Raw genomic sequence first — 21,592 nt, 5'->3', positions numbered from 1 at the left:
CCTGTTCTGGCATCACTGATGCAAGAACATTCCAAGTGAAAAGTATTGCGTTTGTCACGATGACCGTTCCGTCAGCCGCCGACATCAGAATGCCCGCAGCGAGAAGGTGGCCATATGGCCTGCCGTCCCGCTCTGCGCGCACGGCTGAAAAGTGCTGCCCTGCGCCAACAGGGGGGGCTTCCGCGTGAGCGACGGTTTCTACGACGAGAGCATGAACAGCGGCGCCAATCGCCTGATCGGCAGCCTTGCGGGCAGGCAGACCCGCGCCGGCGCAGAAGCGGATATTCCCATTGGTCGACCCGGCCGTCAGCTCAGCCTCTATCCAAGCCAGATGGGCTATGAGCTGCAAGACGAACTCGACTACCTCACCTACCGGGTGATGGAAGCCAATATCTTCTTTGCGCCCCGCTTTCTCGCACCCGCCATGCCGCGGCTTGAGGAACGCCAGGTGCATTTCGCCGTCATCCGCGACGAGGACCGCAATCGCTCACGCCTGCGTTTGCTCTTCCCCTATTCGGTGGAAAAGCCCGGCTTCTCCGTCGGCCCGTCGATCATCCGCGTCTGGTCGAACCCTTTCGGCCCACTCGGCACCCCCCTGGTTGATGCAGAGGGTGCTGCCGAAACCATCGACAATCTGCTGGAAGCTCTGGCCCGCCCGGAAGCGCGCCTGCCAGGCGTGCTCGTCTTGCCGGATCTGCGCCTCGAGGGTCGCTTTGCCCAGCTTGCCCGTGCCGTTGCGATTTCGAGAGATCTGCCGCTGACGCTCACCACCACCTACGAGCGCCCCGTTCTGGAAAGCGACGAAGATGCGCTGGTCTATCTTTCGGGCACAGTCGCGAAAGAACATCTGCGGGAAATGCGCCGCCAGACCCGCCTGCTGGGTGAAATCGGCGAACTGACCTACAACGTCGCCCGCCAGCCCGAGGAAATCCGCCATCGCATGGAGGAGTTCCTGGCGCTTGAGGCGAGCGGCTGGAAGGGACGCAAGCGCTCCGCCATGGTCAACGACCGGCTGCGCGCCGCCTTTGCCCGGGAAGCCATCACCAATCTCGCCGAAACAGACGCGGTGCGCATCCATACGCTCGATCTGGATGGCAAGGCCATCGCCTCCCTCGTCGTCTTCATCATGGCCGGCGAGGCCTATACCTGGAAGACCGCGTTCGACGAGAGCTTCGCCCGCTTCTCGCCCGGCAAGCTGCTCGTCGCCAACCTCACCGAATGGCACCTGGACGACCCGAACATCCAGCGCACCGACAGCTGCGGCGCACCCGACCATCCGATCATGAGCCGCTTCTGGGCCGAACGCGAACCGATGGGCACGCTTGTCATCGGCCTGCGCGCCAATGCCGACCGCGACGTGCGCCAGGTGGGTGCGCAGCTGCACATGTATCGCAACACCCGCAACATCGCCCGCATCCTGCGCGACAAGGTGCTCAACCGACGTTTCGGTGGTTGATCAGCCAGCCCTGGCGATTTCCTCATCGCGCAGCAGGCGACGGATCACCTTGCCGCTGGTGGTCAGCGGCAACTCGTCGACAAAGGCCACCTCGCGGGGATATTCGTGCATCGATAGCCGATGCTTCACCCAGTCGCGGATCTCGGCCGCCAGCGCCTCACCCGGCGCAAACCCTGCCTGCAGCACGATGAACGCCTTGACGATTTCGGTGCGCAGCGGATCCGGCTTGCCGATGACAGCCGCCAGCCGCACCGCCGGATGGCCGGTGAGACAATCCTCGATTTCCGCCGGCCCAATGCGATAGCCGGACGAGGTGATCACATCGTCATCGCGGCCGAAGAACTGCACATAGCCCTCGGCATCCATCATGCCGAGATCGCCCGTCGTCATCCAGTCACCGATGAATTTTTTCTCGGTCGCCTCGGCATTGTTCCAATAGCCGAGAAACATCACCGGATCGGGCTGGCGGATGGCGATCTGCCCCGTCTCACCTGCCGGCAGAACCTGCCCGGCATCATCGATGATCGCCACCTCATGCCCCGGCACGGCCCTGCCGATGAAGCCGGGTTTCGTCACACCCAGATGCGCAGCAGAGGAGAGGACGAAATTGCACTCGGTCTGGCCGTAGAACTCATTGGGGGTGAGCCCGAGTTTGTCCTTCACCCATTCATAGGTTTCCCGCCCGAGCGATTCACCCGCCGAACCGATCGACCTCAGGACAAGCGCATAGTCCTCTCGCGGATTTTCGACCGCTTTCAGCAGGCGAAGCGCCGTCGGCGGAATGAACGCGTTCCTGACCTCCATCGCCGCCATGATGCGGAAGGCCATGTGGGGATCGAACTTCTGCGCCGGCGACGAGACCACTGGCACGCCGAGCATCAGCGCCGGCAGAAGCGCGTTCAACAGTCCGCCCGCCCAGGCCCAGTCCGCCGGTGTCCAGACCTTGTCGCCCGCCTGCGGCAGAAAGCCGTGCGCCAGCTGGAAGCCCGGAATATGGCCGGCGAGAACCCGGTGCCCGTGCAGCGCCCCCTTCGGCGCGCCCGTTGTGCCGGAGGTGTAGATCATCAGCGCCGGCGTATCGGGGCCGGACGGATGAATGTCGAAATGGCTGTCCTGTCCTTCGAGCAGATCGGCAAAGGCGAGAACCCGCTTGCCCGCCCCGTCTGTGGACACCACGTGCTCAAGTGACGGCAGGCGGTCGCGGATCAGCGAGAGCCGCGCCAGGCCGAAACCGTTGGTCACCACCAGCCGGGCGCCGGCATCCTTGAGCCGGTATTCCAGCGCTTCCTCGCCGAAGAGGAGCGCCAGCGGCAGCGCGATGGCGCCGAGCTTATACAGCGCGACATGGGCGATCACCGTCTCGAAACACTGCGGCAAAAGCAGCGCCACCCGATCGCCGGGAACGATCCCAAGCGCCTTCACCCCGTGGGCAAGCGCCGAGGATTGCGCGGCAAGCTCGGCATAGGTCATGGCGCGATGCTCACCCCTGGCCGAAAAATGCTGAAGGCAGACGCGATCCGGCGCTCGCGCTGCCCAATCATCGGCCACCGCCCGGCCAATGTTGAAATCCGCGGGGATCGCCCAGTGAAAATCGCGGTTGAGCGCGTCGAGGCTATCGCGAGGCGAGAGCAGCATGGCAGTGGTTCCGGAGCGTCATGCGCGAAGTGCTAGCACCCATTTCGCAGATGCACAATAAACCAGGCATGGCAGGCGATCAGGCATGGCAGGCAACCGGGCATGGCGAGCAACCGCCCCCGGGCGGGCAATGAGGCACGACGGTCAATCCCGCGCCGTGCACGCCGGATGGCCACTCGTCTTCAATCTGTCTGGAAACAAGCAGCGGCGATCTGGTCTCGCCACCACACCGTGTCAGGCTTTTGTCGCCTGCGCCTGGGAAGCCTCTGCCTTCATGAAGGCAAGCAGGGTCTTGAGTTCACCGGCCCGCACCATCTGGGCGGGTGTGCGCCCGTTGAAAGCCTCCACGCGCTGGCCGCGATACCAAGCTTCGGCGGCCTCCTTTGACCCGACACGACGCATGGCAAGCGTCAGAACCAGCGACTTGGCATCGGCGGCGGAAACCGTGCCCGCTTCGACAGCCGCCTCGATCTTGTCTACGGCAGCCTTGACCGACTGCTGGCGGATCTTCTGGCGAACCGCCGCGACCTTCTGGCCGACGGGCGCGACGATATTGACCTTGGCCTCTCCCGCCGCAGCCACGCTTGCACCAACACCGCTCTTCGGCAGGATCGACGCATCGACGGTGACCTGCTTGACCGGCTGGGAAATGCGGATCTTGCCTGTCTTGCTCATCGCGAGTGCCTTCTACAAGAAATGGTGGTGCCCCATGCCGGAATCGAACCAGCACTCCTTTCGGAACTCGATTTTGAGTCGAGCGCGTCTACCAGTTCCGCCAATGGGGCACATGAGCGTCAGATGGACTGCGCCGGACTATACGAAGCAGGACCAACCGGTCAACGTCTTTTTCGCACAGCGCTCACGGGAATGTTTACAAAGCCTTGGCTTTGCAGGACCGGAGCCGTTTACAGCCCCCGCCGGCTCGCATAAAACGCCGTGACATCATAGTTGGAACTTTCATGTTACGCCGCACTTACGCTTGGACCATGTCGCTGGCTGGCACCCGTCATGCCGACAAGGCGCTCGCGGGTGTTTCCTTTATCGAAAGCTCTTTCTTCCCAATCCCGCCGGATGTGCTGCTAATACCGATGGTGATTGCGCGGCGCTTGGACTGGTTGCGTCTGGCGCTTGTCTGCACCATCGCCTCGGTGCTGGGCGCGATCCTCGGCTATGCCATCGGCATGTTCCTGTTTGACATTGTCGGTCGGCCCATTCTTGCCTTCTACGGCAAGGAGGATGCCTTTGAGCAGGTTGCCGGCTGGTATAACACCTGGGGCGGCTGGGGCGTGCTCTTTGCCGCGATCACGCCATTTCCCTACAAGGTGCTGACAATCTTCTCCGGTGCAACCGGGCTCGACTTCGTTGTCTTCATCCTGGTGAGCATCATCGGGCGTGCCACCCGCTTCTTTCTGGTGGCATTTCTCCTGAAGCGCTATGGTGAACCAATCCGGATCTTCGTTGAGAAATATCTCGGCCTTCTTTTCACCCTGTTCATGGTACTGCTGCTTGGCGGCTTCTATCTGGTGAAGGTCATTCTTTGAGGCATTATATGAAAGCGCTTCTGTCTCCCCTGACGTCCGACACGGCCCTCGCCGCGTTCCTCACCCTCGGCATGGCGATCGTCGTCGGCTCGGCGCTCGGCTTTGAGCATATTGGGGGCTATATCCCCTGCGCGCTCTGCCTGATGCAGCGCAATCCCTATTACATCGGCATTGGCGTTGGTTTCCTTGCCGTGCTCTCCGCTGCCTTCCGCATGCCACCCGTCGTCACAAAGACGCTTCTGATCGCGATTGCCGTGCTGATGCTCGTCGGCATGGGGCTTGGCATCTACCATTCCGGCGTCGAGTGGCAGTTCTGGGCGGGCCCTGCGAGCTGCACCATCGGCGCAACAGGTGGCGATGCGCCGGTCAACGTGCTGGAGGCGCTGAATGCCACCAAGGCGCCCTCCTGCACTGAAGCGACCCTTCGCGTTCTGGGCCTTTCCTTTGCCGGCTGGAATGTGCTGACGAGTGCCGCCCTCGCCGCCATCGCGCTCTGGGGTGCGCTGCGCAAGCCGGCCATCTGAGATGGCAGTGGCTGTGCGAGAAAGCGCAGCTGCAAGCTTGTGCGCTGCGGTCCCTCAGGGCTGCAGCTCGGTATCCCAGTAGAGATAATCCATCCAGCTTTCATGCAGGTAGTTGGGCGGGAACAGCCGGCCATTGTTGTGCAGGTCCTGCACGGTGGGCCGGTACGGCGCCTGATGCGGGTGCATGCCCGCCTGTTTCGGCAGCTTCGAGCCCTTGCGCAGATTGCAGGGCGAGCAGGCAGCCACCACGTTTTCCCAGGTGGTTTCGCCACCATGGGCGCGGGGAATGACATGGTCGAAGGTCAGATCGTCGGGCGAGCCGCAATACTGGCATTCGAACTTGTCGCGCAGGAACACGTTGAAACGGGTGAAGGCGGGATTGCGTGTCGGCTGGATATAGGTCTTCAGGCTGACCACGCTCGGCAACTTCATCGAAAAGCTCGGCGAACAGACCGAGTGCTCGTATTCCGCGATGATGTTCACACGGTCGAGGAAGACCGCCTTGATCGCGTCCTGCCAGGACCATAGCGACAAGGGATAGTAACTCAGTGGCCTGTAGTCGGCGTTCAGGACGAGCGCCGGCAGGGCCTGGGGCGAAACTGCAATCGTCAAGGCGTGCTCCTGATCGATTCGGCATCTGCCCTTCTATATTAGGTCTCTTGTTACAGCATTGTGAAGCCTGAATCTTCAGCCTGCGACCAAGAGGCTCAACGCGGCAGGGCAACGCGGCCCGTAATGCGGGCATAATGGGCCCAGAACAGCCTTGCCGCGACCGAGCGCACCGGCGCCCAGGCCTGCGCGCAAGCCTCCACCGCCTCCGGTGTCGGGCGCTCCCCGGCAAAAAAGACATCGCCCACTGAGATCCGGAGCGCCACGTCGCCAACGGGGAATATGTCGGGATGGCCGCCGCAGAACATCAGGTAGACCTCCGCTGTCCAGGGGCCGATGCCCTTGAGGCTGGTCAGGGCCGCAATCGCCTGCTGCCCCGGCATCAACGCCACCTCGTCCAGCCGGTAGGCGCCGCCCAGATCCTCCTTTGCCGCAGCTTCGAGGGCGAGCGCCTTGCCCCTTGAAAGCCCGAAGGTCAAAACCACTTCCGGCGGCAGCGAGAGGTAATCCTCCGCCGTCGGACGATGGCCGAGCACCGCCGTCATCCGACGCCAGATCGCCTCGGCACTGGCGCGCGACACCATCTGCGAGACGATGATCGAGGCAAGGCCGGCGAACCCCGGCGGCGAAAGCCGGAGCGGCAGCGGACCGCACGCCCCGGCAATGGCTTCAAGCCTTGGATCCCGCTCCAGCAATGTGGCAAGCCCCAATTTCAGATCTGCCTCGTCGCGGATGATCATCCGTCGCTCGCCCCTTTTCCTGATCTTTGTCCCGTGCGAAGGAAAACCATGAGCGACACGATCCGTCAAACCGGAGAGAGCCAACCGACCTTCCGTTTTGCGCCGAGCCCCAACGGCCGGCTGCATCTGGGTCATGCGCTCTCCGCCCTCCTCAACGCCGAGATGGCGCGCACAAGCGGCGGGCGCCTGCTGCTGCGGCTCGAAGATATCGATGTCACCCGCTGCACCACCGAATTCGAGGCCGCGATCCTTGCTGATCTCGACTGGCTCGGCATCCGCCACGAAGAGCCGGTGCGCCGCCAGTCCGAGCATTTCGGCTTCTACCGTCAGGCCCTCGATCGCCTGATCGAGCGCGAGCTCGTCTACCCCTCCTTTCTCACCCGCGGCGAGGTCAAGGCGCGGGTTCAGGCCTATGAGCGGGAAGCCGGCCCCTGGCCGCGTGATCCTGACGGCGCACCGCTCTATCCCACCGAGGAGCGGCATCTTGAGGCCGGTGAACGCGATCGCCGCCTGGCGACCACGGAGCGTTTTGCCTATCGCCTCGACATGGAAAAAGCCTTGGCGGCGATACCCTTACCGCTCACCTGGCGGGACACCGGCGATGGAGCAACGGGGCTGATCCTGGCAGACCCGGCCGCCTGGGGCGATGTCGTGCTCTGGCGCTCGGATGCGCCGGCAAGCTATCATCTGGCGGTCACCCTCGATGATGCGCTGCAAGGTGTCACGCATGTGGTGCGCGGTCTTGACCTCTTTCATGCAACGGCCGTCCACCGGCTGCTGCAGGTCCTCCTCGACCTGTCCGAGCCGATCTACCATCACCATCGCCTCATCCTCGCCGAAGATGGGCGCAAGCTTTCTAAAAGCAGCGGCGACACGGCCCTTTCAGCGCTGCGGGAGCGCGGCCTTACGCCCTCAGATATCCGCCGCCTGGTCGGGATTTGAGATGCCGATATCCGGCGCACCCTTGACCGGCACGACCCGGAACTTCAACAGCGCGGCGTTGAATTCGGCCCCGATGATGAAGATGGCGCTGATCATGTAGAGAAAGACCAGCACCACCATGACCGAGGCAAGACCGGCATAGGTTGCCGCGTAGTTGGCGAAGGTGCCGATATAATAGGCAAAGACCAGCGCGCCGACGAGCCAGAGCATCAAGGTCAGGAGCACGCCCGGCAGAACGTCGATCACCCGCCGCCGGCCGGCCGGCAGGGCGAGGTGAAACACCATCAGCCCGACGATGAGGAAGGCGACGGTGCCCCAGATGCGCCAGTTGGCGACCGTCAGGAGCGCGTCCTTCAGCAGCGGAAAATAGCGCTCGGCAAAGGCAAGCGCCACGGGCACGGCGACAAGCAGCGTGCTGATCAGCGCCAGCACGATGACCGCGCCCAGCATGAAACCGAGGCTGACCAGGCGCGTGATGTACCATGGCCGCGTTTCAACGACCCGGTAGGCGCGGTTCAGCGAAACGCGCAGCGCCTCGACGCCGTTCGAGGCGAAATAGGCTGCCGCCAGCACCGAAACGGTGAGGAGGCCGCCACGCGGCGTGGTCAGAACGGCGATCACCTGCTCGGCGAGCGGCTGGGCAATTGATTCCGGCCAGGTGTCGAAGATCAGATGCACAGCGGTATCGGCGAACTGATCCGCTCCGAGAAAGCTCGCCAGGACCGTGCCGAAGATCAGGAAGGGAAAGAGCGCCAGGAGTGCCGAAAGAGCCACATGGCTTGCCATGGCCCAACCGTCATCCTCGGAGAAATGCCAGAGCGCATCGAAGGCGACCTTGTAAAGCATTTTGAGGAATGTCGGCATCCGGTCTCCTTGTGGCCCTGCCAATTGTCACACGGCGCCGAATATGGGAAACCCATGCCGATTTGTACAGGAACGGCGGGAAAGAGCGTGCGCAGCATTATCGTTACCGGGTGCTCTACGGGCATCGGCGCCTATTGCGCAAGGGCTTTGAAGCGCGATGGCTGGCAGGTTTTCGCCACGGTCCGGAAAACCGAGGACGGCGATGCGCTGAAATCCGAGGGGATCGACGTCTTCCTCATGGATTATACCGATCCCGCCAGCATCGAAGCACTGGTAGCGTCGGTTTTCGAGCGCACCGACGGTCGTCTTGATGCCCTGTTCAACAACGGCGCCTATGGCCAGCCGGGCGCGGTGGAGGATTTGCCGACCGATGCGCTCCGAGCGCAATTCGAGACCAATCTCTTCGGCTGGCATGATCTGACGCGCCGGGTGATCCCGACCATGCGGGCGCAAGGTTCAGGCCGGATCGTCCAGTGTTCCTCGATCCTCGGGCTTTTGCCCTATCGCTGGCGCGGCGCCTATACCGCCTCAAAATATGCGCTCGAAGGCCTTTCGCTGACGCTCCGGATGGAGCTTGAAGGCTCCGGCGTGCAGGTGAGCCTGATCGAACCCGGCCCGATCGAAAGCCGCTTCACCGCCAATGCGCTTACTCATATCCGCCAGGCGATCGACCTGGAAGGCTCCGTGCATGCCGAAGATTACCGTCGTCAGCTGGCGCGTCTTCAAGGCACCGGCCCGATCAACCGCAGCAAGCTCGGCCCCGAGGCTGTCTACGACGTTCTGACGCATGCCTTGACCGCCCGTCGCGCCCGCCCACATTATCTGGTAACGAAGCCGGCAAAACAGGGCGCCCTGCTCAAGCGCCTGCTGCCCGCCGACCTCTTCTATCGACTGATGCGCTCGCTGGACTGACCTGCCAACGGACTTGGCACCGCCACGGGCGCGCGAACAAAGGCACAGCCACTTCATGTCTACATTTCTCACCACGCTTACCCTGATCGTCATGGGCCTCGTTGCCATGGTTCTGTTGCGCGGCCTCTTCGTCATGATGAAGGGCGGCAGCGGCAATACCTCCAACAAACTGATGCAGGCCCGCATCGTGCTGCAGGCGGTGGCGATCATCCTGATCATGCTGACGCTCTGGGTCACAGGCGGCGGTCGCTGAGGAGGCGTCGATGGTCAAGCTCAACAAGATCTACACCCGCACCGGCGATGATGGCACGACGGCTCTGGTGACGGGGCCGCGGCGGCTGAAGCACGATCTGCGCGTCGACGCCTATGGCACGATCGACGAGACCAATTCGGCGATCGGCATCGCGCGCCTTCATACAGCCAACATGGCCGATCTCGATGCGATGCTGATGCGCATCCAGAACGATCTCTTCGATCTCGGCGCCGATCTGGCCGCCCCTGAGACCGGCGAGGTTCTGTCCTACGAGCCGCTGCGGGTGATAGAGGCCCAGGTGGACCGGATCGAAAAGGAAATCGACCAGCTGAATGCCAATCTCGATCCGCTGAAATCCTTCATCCTGCCTGGCGGCACCCCGGCTGCGGCCTATCTGCATCTCGCCCGCACCACAACGCGCCGGGCCGAGCGCATCATGGTCGAGCTTTCCCGCTTCGACGGCGAGGCTGTGGGCGAACCGGCGCTGAAATACGTCAACCGCCTCTCCGACTTCCTCTTCGTCGCCGCCCGCCACGCCAATGATGGCGGCAAGGCGGATATTCTGTGGGTGCCGGGGAAGAACAGGTAGGGCTGAGCGTCTTGCGCGGCTCCCAACTCCCCCTTGGTGGGGAGGACCTGTTTGTCGGGAAGGCCTGAGCAGGACGTCGCGCGGAGGCGACGAGAGGGCTTAACCTTCGATTTTCCTTCCTCCCCCAGAGCGGGAGAGGAAGGGTGTCGCGCTCGTCTCGTCCTCCGGTCGTTGGTTGGGCCGGGGGATTGGCCGAACGAACCACTCGCTATCACCGTCACCCCCGCTGCTGGCGCTGGCAGATCCTCGGGACAAGCCCGAGGATGACGGCGGGTGTGGGGTGGAGGGTATTCTCCGCTACCGCTTCTTATCGTTGACTCCAGAGGATTGTGATTGGGCCGCCTTCAGCGGAACGTCATCCTCGGGCTTGTCCCGAGGATCTGCCGAGGCATCCCCAGCAACGACCTTTCGGGGAGCTACGCCTAAACAAATTGTCAAAAAACCCAAGCTTCGCCACCGGGCGGACTGAGCATCCTCCGGGTGTGCCTGAAACTTGTCTCGGACGGGGCGCCAGAAGCAGCCTGTCTAAGTGGTAGTATGTGGCTCCTTCCGGCGCCCCGTTCGGCGTTTTTTCCCGTTCGCATGCGTCTCTCTGGCAAGGCGGCGATGGTCTTCGGGTTGCCCCAAAGATTGACCGGGCGAGGGTCCGGCTTGGCAGAGTCCTCCCGAAGGTGGTTCTGCTTAAGCCTGGCCGGTGGCCCGGGAGGTTCCCGCCGGATGGTGCACCATTCCGACCGGGACCCTCGCCCGGGGGATGGGGTCTTTGCCATTGCTGGCATTGCCACCATCCCCGCCGTTTGTTTCGCCCCGCCGTCTGGAGTGTTCGCGACAGCGCGGGCGCCTTGTCTGTGTGCCTCTGAGGCACGCCCTTCCGATCAGGGTATCCAGGTTTTGGAGACATCCGACCCCATCACCCTCGTCCAGCCCTTCGTCAGGAGGGAGACCGTTGCAAGCGGGCCGGGGTTTTGTGCCTGCGACAGCACATCGCCCCGGCGCCGATCCCGCCTCGCCTGACATCGCATCGTCAGGTGTATCCGAGGGCGGGACAGCACCGAGTATGGGGCATGTGCGGAATACGGGGATGATTTTTTGGGTGGGGTGTTGATTTTGTTACGGAATGCCTGGACGGCGTCCCCGGTTTTGGCGTGGTGTGACCTGGCATTGCCGGTTGACCTCGGAGGCCTTGCCCAATCAGTGCCAAGCCTTGAGATTTAGCAGCGATTATGAGTGTGCCCCTGCGGCAACAATCTCCTCACCAGCAAAATCTGAAGTTTAGCTCTAATGGCCCTCAAGCCTTCTCATTACCCTCGCGCGGCGACGCGCTCAGGCCTTCGTTCGCTGAAATCGATTCACTGGATCGATTTCTGACCTTAGGCCAACGCTCCGAAGCCTCTCCCACAGGGAAAGAGGCGGAGCCATCCCCGAACACCATCCCCCTGTCCCCACGCAGTATGATAGGCTAGCATCCGCCCACAACCGGCCAAACCCGACGAGGCGCAATGTTCATTCCACTCCATGACCGTAATGCGCTGAAGCATATCCGCCGACAGTATGTGACACTTGGGCTGATAGCCGCCAATGTCATCACCTATGCCGTCTCCACCCTGCTGCCCGATGCCGCCTATGAGCTTGGCGTCTATGGCCTGGGCTTCATTCCGGCCATTCTTCTAGGCGGCGCGACGCTCGATCCGTCGCTGGTGCTGGTGCCGGACAATGCGACCTATGTGACCTATTCCTTCCTGCATGGCAGCTGGCTGCATCTCGGCTCCAACATGCTGTTCCTCTGGGTCTTCGGCGACAATGTCGAGGACGCCATGGGGCACTTCAAATTCCTGTTCTTCTATCTCGCCTGCGCGGCCGCCGGCGCACTCATGCATGGGCTGGTGATGCCGACGAGCCAGGCGCCCCTGATCGGGGCCTCGGGTGCCGTCGCCGGTGTCGTTGCGGCTTATCTCATGCTGCACCCCAAGGTTCGGGTCTGGGTGCTCGTCTTCATGCGCTTTCCGCTGCCGCTGCCGGCCTTCGTGCCGCTGCTGCTCTGGGTGGGACAGCAATTCGTCATGCTGCTGATCGACGGCGACAGCAATGTTTCCTGGGGCGCCCATGTTGGCGGAATTCTCGCCGGCGCGGGCCTGGTGCTCGTGCTGCGGCGACCCGGCGTGCCGCTGTTCGACCGGGCAATCGTGACGCCGCGGGCGGTCGAGACGGTGGGTGGCCCGCGCGACCGAAGCGGCGCAAGCGCACCGACCTCCCTTTCCGCGCGCGGCGCAGGCGCGCCCGCCGGTCTCTCGGGACCCTGGGGACAGCAGCCGGTGTCGCGCCCGGGGCGTCTCCCCGAAACCGAGCTGCCGCAGACCCCGCAGACGGATACACCACGGCCCGCAAAGCAGACGCCACACTGGGGGCGGTGACATCGCTGGTGGCCAGTGACAACGAGGGGACGGTGACATCGGGTTGCGTCAGCGTCGTATTGACGTGCACGTCAACGTCAATTATCACCGATGTCAGGCTGTAGCATTCGCGTCCGAGCGTTGTGTTTGGGCAAAAAATGCGTATCGATGTCGCCCATCGACACACGGCGGATCGCAGTTCGGCGCATTTTCCGGCGGAAGCTTTGAAGGAAGGAACCCATGAAGATACTCGTCCCAGTCAAGCGGGTTGTGGATTACAACGTCAAGATCCGCGTCAAACCGGATGGTTCCGGTGTTGAGCTTGCAAACGTCAAGATGTCGATGAATCCCTTCGACGAAATCTCGGTGGAAGAGGCCCTGCGCCTCAAGGAAGCCGGCAAGGCGGAAGAGATCGTCATCGTCTCGATCGGCCCGGCCAAGGCCGAGGAAACCATCCGCACCGCGCTCGCCATGGGCGCTGACCGCGGCATCCTGATCGAAACCGACGAGGCGGTCGAGCCGCTCGCCGTCGCCAAGCTCCTGAAGGGCGTGGTCGAGGCGGAAGGCCCAAGCCTCGTCATCGTCGGCAAGCAGGCGATCGACGACGATTCGAACCAGACCGGCCAGATGCTGGCCGCCCTCCTCGGCTGGGGCCAGGCGACCTTTGCCTCCAAGCTCGAACTTTCCGCCGACAAGGCGACCGTGACGCGTGAAGTCGACGGCGGTCTGCAGACCATCGACGTCAAGCTGCCGGCGATCGTCACCACCGACCTGCGTCTGAACGAGCCGCGCTACGCCTCGCTGCCGAACATCATGAAGGCGAAGAAGAAGCCGCTCGACAAGAAGAGCCCGGCCGATTTCGGCGTCGATGTCGCCGCACGCCTCAAGGTGTTGAAGACCGAGGAGCCGGAAGGCCGCAAGGCCGGCATCAAGGTCAAGAGCGTCGCCGAACTGGTGGACAAGCTTAAGAACGAAGCCGGCGTGCTTTAATGAAACCCGTGAGGCCCGCCTGCAAAGGGCGGGTCGCTGCGCTTCCGGTGCTCACGTACGTGAAGTACGCGTCCCTCCGGTTCTCGCACCCCACGCTTTTCGGCTGGGCCTGACGGATTTCCACGGAAACCTATTCGAGGATTGAACCATGGCTATTCTTCTTCTCGCAGAACACGACAATGCGACCGTATCCGACCAGACGGCAAAGGCGCTGACGGCGGCAACCGCAATCGGTGGTGACGTGCATGTGCTGGTGGCAGGTGCCGGCGCCAAGGCTGCCGCGGATGCCGCAGCCAAGCTCTCCGGCGTCTCCAAGGTGCTCGTCGCTGACGATGCATCGCTCGGCCACAATTTGGCAGAGCCGCTGGCAGCGCTCATCGTTTCGCTTGCCGGTTCCTACGATACGATCATCACGGCAGCGACCTCGGTCGGCAAGAACGTCATGCCGCGCGTGGCGGCCCTGCTCGACGTGATGCAGATCTCGGAAATCACAGAGGTCGTCTCGGCCGACACCTTCAAGCGTCCGATCTATGCCGGCAACGCCATCCAGACCGTGCAGTCGACCGATGCCAAAAAGGTGATCACCGTGCGCACCGCCTCCTTTGCCGCCGCTGGAGAAGGTGGTTCGGCTGCGGTTGAAAGCGTTTCGGCCGCCGCCGATCCCGGCGTTTCGAGCCACGTCTCCGACGCCCTGTCCTCGTCCGACCGTCCGGAACTGGCCTCGGCCAAGATCATCATCTCCGGCGGTCGCGCGCTGGGCTCCTCGGAAAAGTTCCAGGAAGTCATCCTGCCGGTGGCCGACAAGCTGGGTGCGGCCGTGGGCGCCTCGCGCGCGGCTGTTGACGCCGGTTACGCGCCAAACGACTGGCAGGTTGGCCAGACCGGCAAGGTGGTGGCCCCGCAGCTCTACATCGCCTGCGGCATCTCCGGCGCCATCCAGCATCTGGCCGGCATGAAGGATTCGAAGGTCATCGTCGCGATCAACAAGGACGAGGAAGCACCGATCTTCCAGGTCGCCGATTACGGCCTCGTCGCCGACATTTTCGAGGCCTTGCCGGAGCTCGAGAAGGCGCTCTGAGCGCCATCTCGCACCTGCGAAAGGACTGGTCAAACGTCCCTTTGCGGTCTATCAATCAGCCGGGCCCGCGCGATGCGGACCCGGCGTTTTTGTTTGGCATGACGCCGACAACAGGTGAGGAGGTTGAGGATGACGGACAAGATCGTGAATGTCGGTGTGGTGGGTGCGGGCCAGATGGGCTGCGGCATTGCCCAGGTCTCGGCGATCTCCGGCTACAAGGTCACCGTCTACGACCTTTCCAAGGACCGCATCGAAGCCGGCCTCGCGACCATCAACGGCAATCTCGCCCGGCAGGTGACAAACGGCAAGATCACCGACGAGCAGCGCAAGGCAGCGCTTGCCTTGATCTCCGGCTCTGCCGACATCAACGACCTTGCGCCGTGCGATCTGGTCATCGAGGCTGCGACCGAAGACGAGACGATCAAGCGCAAGATCTTCGCGACGCTCTGCCCGGTGCTGAAACCCGAGGCCCTGATTGCGACCAATACCTCCTCCCTTTCCATCACGCGGCTTGCCTCGGCCACCGACCGGCCGGAACGCTTCATGGGCATCCACTTCATGAACCCGGTGCCGGTGATGAAACTCGTCGAACTCGTGCGCGGCATCGCCACCGACGAGACGACCTTCGCCACGGCCAAGGACTTCGTCGCCTCGCTCGACAAGACGATCACGGTGGCGGAAGACTTCCCGGCCTTCATCGTCAACCGCATCCTTTTGCCGATGATCAACGAGGCGATCTACACGCTCTATGAAGGCGTCGGCTCGGTGGAAGCCATCGATACCGCGATGAAGCTCGGCGCCAACCACCCGATGGGCCCGCTGCAGCTGGCCGATTTCATCGGCCTCGATACGTGCCTCTCGATCATGCAGGTGCTGCATGACGGCCTGGCGGACTCGAAATATCGCCCCTGCCCGCTGCTGGTGAAATATGTCGAGGCCGGCTGGCTCGGCCGCAAATCCGGCCGTGGCTTCTACGACTATCGCGGCGAAGTGCCGGTTCCGACGCGCTGAAGCGCTCCGCGCCATTCTCGGCAGGACCGTGATGACGGAAAACTATTTGCCCTCGTCCGGGATCATTGGTCGCCCATACCTCGGAATGGCACGGCAGAGGCTCTAGCTTGCGAAGACTATTTTTAGAATTCGCATTCCGGAGACCTCCCCCATGAAACGCCTCCTTCTCGTCAGCGCTGCCCTCCTGTCGCTCTCCGCCCCTTATGCCGCCCAGGCAGCAGACAAGCTGCTCAACGCCTCCTACGACATCGCGCGCGAAATCTTTGCGGCCGAGAACGAGGCCTTCATCAAGGCCAATCCCGGCGTGACGATCGACCAGTCGCATGGCGGCACCTCGCGCCAGGCGCGTGCCATCGTCGAGGGTCTCGAGGCTGACGTCGTGACCTTCAATCAGGTGACCGATGTCGAGTTTCTGGTGAAGAACGGCTTCATCAACGAAGGCTGGCAGTCGGAATTCCCCAACAACGCATCGCCCTTCTACTCCTTCCCCTCCTTCCTGGTGCGCGCCGGCAATCCGAAGGGGATCAAGGACTGGGACGATCTCGCCCGTGACGACGTGAAGGTGATCTTCCCCAACCCGAAGACCTCGGGCAATGCCCGCTACACCTATCTGGCCGCAACCGCTTACGCCAAGGAGAAGTTTGCCGGCGACGAGGCGAAGGTGACCGAGTTCATCGACAAGATCTTCGACAACGTGCCGGTCTTCGACACAGGCGGCCGCGCAGCGACAACCACCTTTGTCGAACGCGAGATCGGCGACGTGATCATCACTTTCGAGGCCGAGACCAAGTCGATCGCCAAGCAGTACGGCGAGGACAAGTTCCAGCAGGTCGTGCCCTCGGTCAGCCTGCTTGCCGAATTCCCGGTCGCGATCGTCGACAAGGTGGCCGACAAGAAGGGCAGCCAGGAGCTCTCCAAGAAATATCTCGATTTCCTCTACTCGCCGGAGGGCCAGAAGGTTGCGGCCGACTTCGGCCACCGCGTGCATGACGAGAAGGTTGCGGCCGAATACAAGGAACAGTTTCCCGAAATCCGCCTGGTGACCGTCGAGGACGTATTCGGCGGCTGGGCCAAGGTTTCGGAAGAGCATTTTGCCGAGGGCGCCATCCTTGACGGCATCTACGGCAGCCGCTGATCGCACCCTGCACGAACTCGCAAGACCGGCGGCCCTGCCCGCCGGTTTTCGGATGAAAGGACCCCTCCTTTGACACGGCGCGTACTGCCCGGCTTCCGGCTTTCCCTCGGGATAACGCTGGTCTATGCCGCGATCATCATCATGCTGCCGCTGGCTGCCCTGATCTTCAAGGCGGCAAGCCTTGGGCCATCAGACTACTGGCGCATCGTTTCCTCGGAGCGCGCAGTCGCAAGCTACATGGTGACGGTCGGCTCGGCGCTCATTGCCACGCTGTTCAACCTCGTCTTCGGCCTGGCCCTTGCCTGGGTTCTGGTGCGCTACCGCTTTCCCGGCCGTCGCATCATCGATGCACTGGTGGACCTGCCCTTTGCGCTGCCGACAGCCGTTGCCGGCATTTCGCTGACCACGCTCTTTGCCGCGAACGGCTGGTTCGGTGCAGCTCTTTCCGAGATCGGCATCAAGGTTGCCTACACGCCGCTCGGCATCATGATTGCCATGGCGTTTACCAGCCTGCCCTTCATTGTGCGCACGGTGCAGCCGGTGCTGGAAGAGCTTGATCCGGCACTGGAAGAGGCCGGCCAGACGCTGGGTGCCGGCGACTGGTCCATCTTCGGGCGCGTCGTGCTGCCACTGCTGACCCCGGCACTACTGGCCGGCACGTCGCTGGCCTTCGCCCGCAGCCTTGGCGAATTCGGCGCGATCATCTTCATTGCCGGAAATCAGCCGTTCGAGACCGAGATCACCGCCCTCCTCGCCTTCATCCGGCTGGAGGAATACGAATATCCCGCGGCGGCCGCGATTGCCTCCGTCATGCTGCTTGCCGCCTTCCTGATGCTGGCCGTGACCAATTTCCTGCAGGCCCGCGCGCTGCGCTACACGGTGAAAGGCTGACACCATGAGCCATTCCAACCACCGCCGCCCGCCCCGCATTGGTGACGCCCCGGCCTTCAAATACACGCTGCTGGCCCTTGTGCTGGTGCTCGTTGCCTTGGTCGTCGTGGCACCCATGGCCGTGATCGGCGTTGAAGCCTTCTCACGTGGTGTTCCCTATTTCCTTCAGACGATTGCCGATGCCGATACGCGCCATGCGGTGCTGCTGACGGTCATCACCGCAGCCATTGCCGTGCCTTTGAACACGATCTTCGGCGTGGCGGCTGCCTGGGCGATCACCAAACACGACTTTCCCGGCAAACGGCTGCTGACCATCGTGATCGAGATACCCTTCTCCGTCTCGCCTGTCGTCGCCGGTGTCTGCTATCTCTTCGTCTACGGCTTGCAGGGTCTGTTTGGCCCGGCGCTGGCCAGCGCAGAACTCAAGATTCTCTTTGCGCTTCCGGGCATCGTGCTTGCCTCGATGTTCGTGACCGCGCCCTTTGTGGCACGCGAACTGATCCCGCTGATGCAGGCGCAGGGCCGAGACCTCGAGGAGGCTGCAACCTCGCTCGGCGCCAGCGGCTGGCGCACGTTTCTGTCGGTGACGCTGCCCAACATCAAATGGGCGATGCTCTATGGCGTGGTGCTCTGCAATGCACGCGTGATGGGCGAATTTGGCGCCGTATCCATCGTCTCCGGCAATATCCGCGGCCAGACCAACACGTTGCCGCTGCATATCGAGCTGCTTTACCAGGACTATAACGCCGTCGGCGCCTTCGCCGCCGCATCGATCCTGGCCGTGCTCGCTCTCGTTACCCTCGTCGTCAAGGTTTTGCTCGAACGCCAGGGAGCGGGACGCCGCAACCGGCCGCAGACGCTGGCCGGCGTTCAGACCACTTCGGAGATCCATTCGTGAACATTCGCCTCGACACCGTCGTCAAGACCTTCGAGACCTTCCGTGCCGTGCATGGTGTCTCGCTGGATATCAAGAGTGGCGAACTGGTCGCCCTGCTCGGCCCTTCCGGCTCCGGCAAGACGACGATCCTGCGCATGGTGGCAGGTCTCGAATTCGCCGATGGCGGCCAGATCCATTTCGGCGATGAGGACGCGACGGATATCCCGGTGCGTGATCGTGGCGTCGGCTTCGTCTTCCAGCACTATGCGCTCTTCCCGCATATGACCGTGGCGGAAAACATCGCCTTCGGCATGAAGGTGTCGAAGGTCAAGCGATCGTCCACCGACATCGACAGGCGCGTCACCGAATTGCTGGACCTGGTGCAACTGTCCGGACTTGGCGAACGCTTTCCCGGCCAGATCTCAGGCGGCCAGCGCCAGCGGGTGGCCCTGGCGCGCGCACTGGCTGTCGACCCGCGGGTGCTGCTGCTGGACGAACCCTTCGGCGCGCTGGACGCCAATGTGCGTCGCGACCTGCGCCGCTGGCTGCGATCGATCCATGACGAACTCGGCATCACCACGCTCTTCGTCACCCACGACCAGGAAGAGGCACTTGATCTTGCCGACCGCGTCGTCATCCTCGACAAGGGCAAGATCGTGCAGCAGGGAACACCGGAAGAGGTCTGCCGCAGTCCCGCCAACGCCTTTGTCATGCGCTTTCTGGGCGACACCAATGCGCTGAAGGCGGTTGTTCGAGATGGACGCGCAACGGTCGACACCATGACCTATGACGCGATTGGCCTGAAGGACGGGCCGGCAGAGCTGCTGTTTCGGCCGACCGATGTCGAATGGGGCCATGACCCGGCCAAGGGTGTGGCTGCAAAGATCGTGCGCGTGCTCGACCGTCCGGGCTCGAAGCGCGTTCTCGCCCAGACGGCAAGCGGAGACAGTGTCGAGTTCGACGTATCGCCGGAATTTGCAGAGCAGAAGGGCGCGACCGGATATATCGAGATCCTGCGCCCACGTCTGTTTCAGGACTGAGGCTATCGATCAGCCCTTGGGTGGCACGGAGGCGGCAGCGGTAATCAGCGCCTTGGCGTCGGTGCCGTCCCAGACGGCCGGGCCGTTCATATTGCCGATCAGGCAACCCTTGCCATCGACCAGCAGCGTGACGGGAAGGCCAAAGGCAAGGCCCTCGCGCTTCAGCTGGTTGAACACGCCCATGGAGCTATCGCGGTAAAGACCGAGTGCATCGACGCCGGTTTCCTCAAGGAAAGTCTGCGGCTTCTCGACATCGCCGGTATCGATGTTGATCGCAAGCACCTGGAAGCCATCGCTCCCGGCCGCCTTCTGCAGGTTGTTGAGCGCCGGCATTTCCTCGCGGCAGGGAACGCACCAGGTGGCCCAGAGATTGATGAGTACCGTCTTGTCGGCAAAGTTGGCCATGGTCATTGGCTGGCCCGACTTGTCCTGAAAGGTGAGGCCCTGGATGCGCTTCGGCTCGCTGATCGGGATCATGGCCGCGACATCGCCGGTGAAATAGTCCTTCAAGGCTTCTGCCTTCTCGACCGTTCCCTCGCACACTGCGGCATCCGCCGTTTGCGCGGCATTGCCAGACATGGTCTCTCTCACGTATACCGCAGCCGCGCCGGCGACAATGCCGGCAACCGCCGCGATCGCAACCAGCTTGGTAGAGAAGAGGCCGCTACGTCTTTTTTCTGTCATGTCATTCTCCAGGACGGGCATTCCATGGCCGAGGACATCAAGGACACCAAATCCTCCAACCAGATGTGGGGCGGTCGCTTCGCCTCCGGCCCTTCGGCCATCATGGAGGAGATAAATGCCTCCATCGGTTTCGACAAGAAGCTTTATGCCCAGGATATCCGCGGCTCAAAGGCGCATGCGACCATGTTGGCGCACCAAGGCATCATCTCGGGTGAAGATAAAGACAAGATCCTTCACGGCCTGGACACGATCCTGTCAGAGATCGAAAGCGGTCAGTTCACCTTCTCGCGCAAGCTCGAAGACATTCACATGAACATCGAGGCGCGGCTTGCCGAGCTGATCGGCCCCGCCGCCGGCCGCCTGCACACCGCCCGTTCGCGCAACGACCAGGTGGCGCTCGACTTCCGGCTCTGGGTGAAGGAAGAGCTGCAGCGGACCGAACAGGCCCTGACCGGTCTGATTTCGGCCTTCCTCAGCCGTGCGGAAGAGCATGCCGACAGCGTCATGCCGGGCTTCACCCATCTCCAGACGGCGCAACCCGTGACCTTCGGCCATCACTGCATGGCCTATGTCGAAATGTTCGGCCGTGACCGCCAGCGCGTGCGCCACGCCATCGAACACCTGGACGAAAGCCCGATTGGCGCTGCGGCGCTTGCCGGCACCGGCTACCCGATCGACCGTCACATGACGGCGAAAGCCCTCGGTTTCCGCGAGCCGACCAGAAACTCGATCGATACCGTCTCCGACCGCGACTTCGCGCTCGAATTCCTCTCGATCGCCTCGATTGCCGCCACCCACTTGTCGCGTCTCGCCGAAGAGATCGTCATCTGGTCGACGCCGCAATTCGGCTTCATCCGCCTGTCGGATGCGTTTTCGACCGGCTCCTCGATCATGCCGCAGAAGAAGAACCCGGATGCAGCTGAACTGGTGCGCGCCAAGACCGGCCGCATCAACGGCTCGCTGATCGCTCTTCTGACGGTGATGAAAGGCCTGCCGCTTGCCTATTCCAAGGACATGCAGGAAGACAAGGAGCAGGTCTTCGACGCTGCCGAAAGTCTGGAACTGGCGATTGCCGCCATAACCGGCATGGTGACCGACATGACCATCCGCACCGACAAGATGAAGGCGGCTGCCGGCTCCGGTTACTCCACGGCGACCGACCTTGCCGACTGGCTGGTGCGGGAAGCGGGCCTCCCCTTCCGTGACGCGCATCACGCGACGGGCCATGCGGTGGCGCTCGCCGAAAAGAAGGGCTGCGATCTCGCAGAACTTTCGCTGGAAGAATTGCAGGCGATCAATGCGGCCATCACGGCCGATGTTTTCAACGTTTTGACCGTGGAGGCCTCGGTTGCCAGCCGCAAGAGCTTTGGCGGTACGGCACCCGACGAAGTGCGCAAGCAGATCGCATGGTGGCGCGCGCGCAACTGATCA

22 protein-coding genes and 1 tRNA gene are annotated in these 21,592 nt (G+C 62.8%); 16 read left to right on the top strand and 7 right to left on the bottom strand.

The genetic code is table 11. The features are described 5' to 3' along the window. Window positions 1-211: 211 nt before the first annotated feature. Window positions 212-1,456 (top strand): GNAT family N-acetyltransferase, encoded by a 1,245-nt coding sequence (locus tag FAA97_RS14605; RefSeq protein ID WP_136599327.1) that lies wholly within the window; start codon window positions 212-214, stop codon window positions 1,454-1,456. On the opposite strand, the gene FAA97_RS14600 is transcribed toward FAA97_RS14605, so the two are convergent. The 3 genes from FAA97_RS14600 to FAA97_RS14590 form a co-directional block, all read right to left on the bottom strand. Further along, entirely contained in the window at window positions 1,457-3,091 is a 1,635-nt protein-coding gene (locus tag FAA97_RS14600) for an AMP-binding protein (RefSeq protein ID WP_136599268.1), read from the bottom strand. Window positions 3,092-3,325: 234 nt separating this feature from the next. After that, window positions 3,326-3,766: a hypothetical protein gene (locus FAA97_RS14595; RefSeq protein ID WP_136599267.1), complete on the bottom strand. Its 441-nt coding sequence runs from the start codon at window positions 3,764-3,766 to the stop codon at window positions 3,326-3,328. Between the two features lie 25 nt (window positions 3,767-3,791). After that, window positions 3,792-3,876 (bottom strand) — tRNA-Leu (locus tag FAA97_RS14590). A 174-nt stretch (window positions 3,877-4,050) separates the two neighbouring features. Between FAA97_RS14590 and FAA97_RS14585 the strand changes: the two genes are divergently transcribed. After that, window positions 4,051-4,632 (top strand): YqaA family protein, encoded by a 582-nt coding sequence (locus FAA97_RS14585; RefSeq protein ID WP_136599266.1) that lies wholly within the window; start codon window positions 4,051-4,053, stop codon window positions 4,630-4,632. 8 nt (window positions 4,633-4,640) lie between these two features. After that, window positions 4,641-5,156 (top strand): disulfide bond formation protein B, encoded by a 516-nt coding sequence (locus tag FAA97_RS14580; RefSeq protein WP_136599265.1) that lies wholly within the window; start codon window positions 4,641-4,643, stop codon window positions 5,154-5,156. 54 nt (window positions 5,157-5,210) lie between these two features. On the opposite strand, the gene FAA97_RS14575 is transcribed toward FAA97_RS14580, so the two are convergent. Beyond that, the gene (locus tag FAA97_RS14575; RefSeq protein WP_136599264.1) at window positions 5,211-5,768 is read right to left on the bottom strand and encodes an HNH endonuclease; all 558 of its coding nucleotides are present in this window, start codon (window positions 5,766-5,768) and stop codon (window positions 5,211-5,213) included. 95 nt (window positions 5,769-5,863) lie between these two features. Further along, window positions 5,864-6,505: a DNA-3-methyladenine glycosylase family protein gene (locus FAA97_RS14570; RefSeq protein WP_136599263.1), complete on the bottom strand. Its 642-nt coding sequence runs from the start codon at window positions 6,503-6,505 to the stop codon at window positions 5,864-5,866. Between the two features lie 48 nt (window positions 6,506-6,553). Here FAA97_RS14570 and gluQRS point away from each other — a divergent pair, with 48 nt between their 5' ends. After that, window positions 6,554-7,447, top strand: a complete 894-nt coding sequence (gene gluQRS, locus FAA97_RS14565; protein WP_136599262.1) for a tRNA glutamyl-Q(34) synthetase GluQRS — start codon at window positions 6,554-6,556, stop codon at window positions 7,445-7,447. Here the strand turns inward: gluQRS and FAA97_RS14560 are convergent. Beyond that, window positions 7,418-8,311, bottom strand: a complete 894-nt coding sequence (locus FAA97_RS14560; protein WP_136599261.1) for a YihY/virulence factor BrkB family protein — start codon at window positions 8,309-8,311, stop codon at window positions 7,418-7,420. The two genes, gluQRS and FAA97_RS14560, sit on opposite strands and share 30 nt — an antisense overlap. 87 nt (window positions 8,312-8,398) lie before the next feature. On the opposite strand from FAA97_RS14560, the gene FAA97_RS14555 reads away from it, so the two are divergent. The 11 genes from FAA97_RS14555 to FAA97_RS14505 all read left to right on the top strand — a co-directional run bounded on the left by FAA97_RS14555 (window position 8,399) and on the right by FAA97_RS14505 (window position 19,477). Next, window positions 8,399-9,223, top strand: coding sequence for an SDR family oxidoreductase (locus FAA97_RS14555; protein WP_425467423.1), 825 nt, complete (start codon window positions 8,399-8,401; stop codon window positions 9,221-9,223). Window positions 9,224-9,278: 55 nt separating this feature from the next. Next, window positions 9,279-9,476, top strand: a complete 198-nt coding sequence (locus FAA97_RS14550; protein WP_136599259.1) for a twin transmembrane helix small protein — start codon at window positions 9,279-9,281, stop codon at window positions 9,474-9,476. Between the two features lie 10 nt (window positions 9,477-9,486). Next, complete coding sequence (locus tag FAA97_RS14545) at window positions 9,487-10,065, top strand: cob(I)yrinic acid a,c-diamide adenosyltransferase (RefSeq protein ID WP_136599258.1); 579 nt, start codon at window positions 9,487-9,489, stop codon at window positions 10,063-10,065. Window positions 10,066-11,564: 1,499 nt separating this feature from the next. Then, the gene (locus FAA97_RS14540) at window positions 11,565-12,476 is read left to right on the top strand and encodes a rhomboid family intramembrane serine protease (RefSeq protein ID WP_246041478.1); all 912 of its coding nucleotides are present in this window, start codon (window positions 11,565-11,567) and stop codon (window positions 12,474-12,476) included. Window positions 12,477-12,695: 219 nt separating this feature from the next. After that, window positions 12,696-13,445 carry an electron transfer flavoprotein subunit beta/FixA family protein gene (locus tag FAA97_RS14535; protein ID WP_136599257.1) on the top strand — a complete coding sequence of 250 codons (750 nt, stop codon included), beginning with the start codon at window positions 12,696-12,698 and terminating at the stop codon, window positions 13,443-13,445. A 148-nt stretch (window positions 13,446-13,593) separates the two neighbouring features. Then, window positions 13,594-14,523 carry an electron transfer flavoprotein subunit alpha/FixB family protein gene (locus FAA97_RS14530; RefSeq protein WP_136599256.1) on the top strand — a complete coding sequence of 310 codons (930 nt, stop codon included), beginning with the start codon at window positions 13,594-13,596 and terminating at the stop codon, window positions 14,521-14,523. A gap of 129 nt (window positions 14,524-14,652) precedes the next feature. Beyond that, window positions 14,653-15,534 carry a 3-hydroxybutyryl-CoA dehydrogenase gene (locus FAA97_RS14525; RefSeq protein WP_136599255.1) on the top strand — a complete coding sequence of 294 codons (882 nt, stop codon included), beginning with the start codon at window positions 14,653-14,655 and terminating at the stop codon, window positions 15,532-15,534. Between the two features lie 151 nt (window positions 15,535-15,685). Continuing rightward, window positions 15,686-16,669, top strand: coding sequence for a thiosulfate ABC transporter substrate-binding protein CysP (gene cysP / locus FAA97_RS14520; RefSeq protein WP_136599254.1), 984 nt, complete (start codon window positions 15,686-15,688; stop codon window positions 16,667-16,669). Between the two features lie 69 nt (window positions 16,670-16,738). Continuing rightward, entirely contained in the window at window positions 16,739-17,560 is an 822-nt protein-coding gene (cysT, locus tag FAA97_RS14515) for a sulfate ABC transporter permease subunit CysT (RefSeq protein WP_136599253.1), read from the top strand. Window positions 17,561-17,564: 4 nt separating this feature from the next. Further along, window positions 17,565-18,458, top strand: a complete 894-nt coding sequence (gene cysW, locus FAA97_RS14510) for a sulfate ABC transporter permease subunit CysW (RefSeq protein WP_136599252.1) — start codon at window positions 17,565-17,567, stop codon at window positions 18,456-18,458. Further along, on the top strand, window positions 18,455-19,477 hold the full coding sequence (locus tag FAA97_RS14505) for a sulfate/molybdate ABC transporter ATP-binding protein (protein WP_136599251.1): 1,023 nt from the start codon (window positions 18,455-18,457) through the stop codon (window positions 19,475-19,477). Before cysW ends, FAA97_RS14505 begins: the two co-directional genes overlap by 4 nt. Before the next feature lie 9 nt (window positions 19,478-19,486). Here FAA97_RS14505 and tlpA read toward each other — a convergent pair whose 3' ends face one another. Next, window positions 19,487-20,161 (bottom strand): thiol:disulfide interchange protein TlpA, encoded by a 675-nt coding sequence (tlpA, locus tag FAA97_RS14500; protein WP_136599250.1) that lies wholly within the window; start codon window positions 20,159-20,161, stop codon window positions 19,487-19,489. 24 nt (window positions 20,162-20,185) lie between these two features. On the opposite strand from tlpA, the gene argH reads away from it, so the two are divergent. Beyond that, window positions 20,186-21,589, top strand: coding sequence for an argininosuccinate lyase (gene argH, locus FAA97_RS14495; RefSeq protein WP_136599249.1), 1,404 nt, complete (start codon window positions 20,186-20,188; stop codon window positions 21,587-21,589). Window positions 21,590-21,592 lie beyond the last annotated feature (3 nt).

The sequence above is a fragment of the Peteryoungia ipomoeae genome (assembly GCF_004912165.1).
Classification (GTDB): domain Bacteria; phylum Pseudomonadota; class Alphaproteobacteria; order Rhizobiales; family Rhizobiaceae; genus Allorhizobium; species Allorhizobium ipomoeae.
The sequence above is the reverse complement of the archived record's forward strand: the minus strand, read 5'-3'. Positions and strand labels throughout refer to the sequence as shown.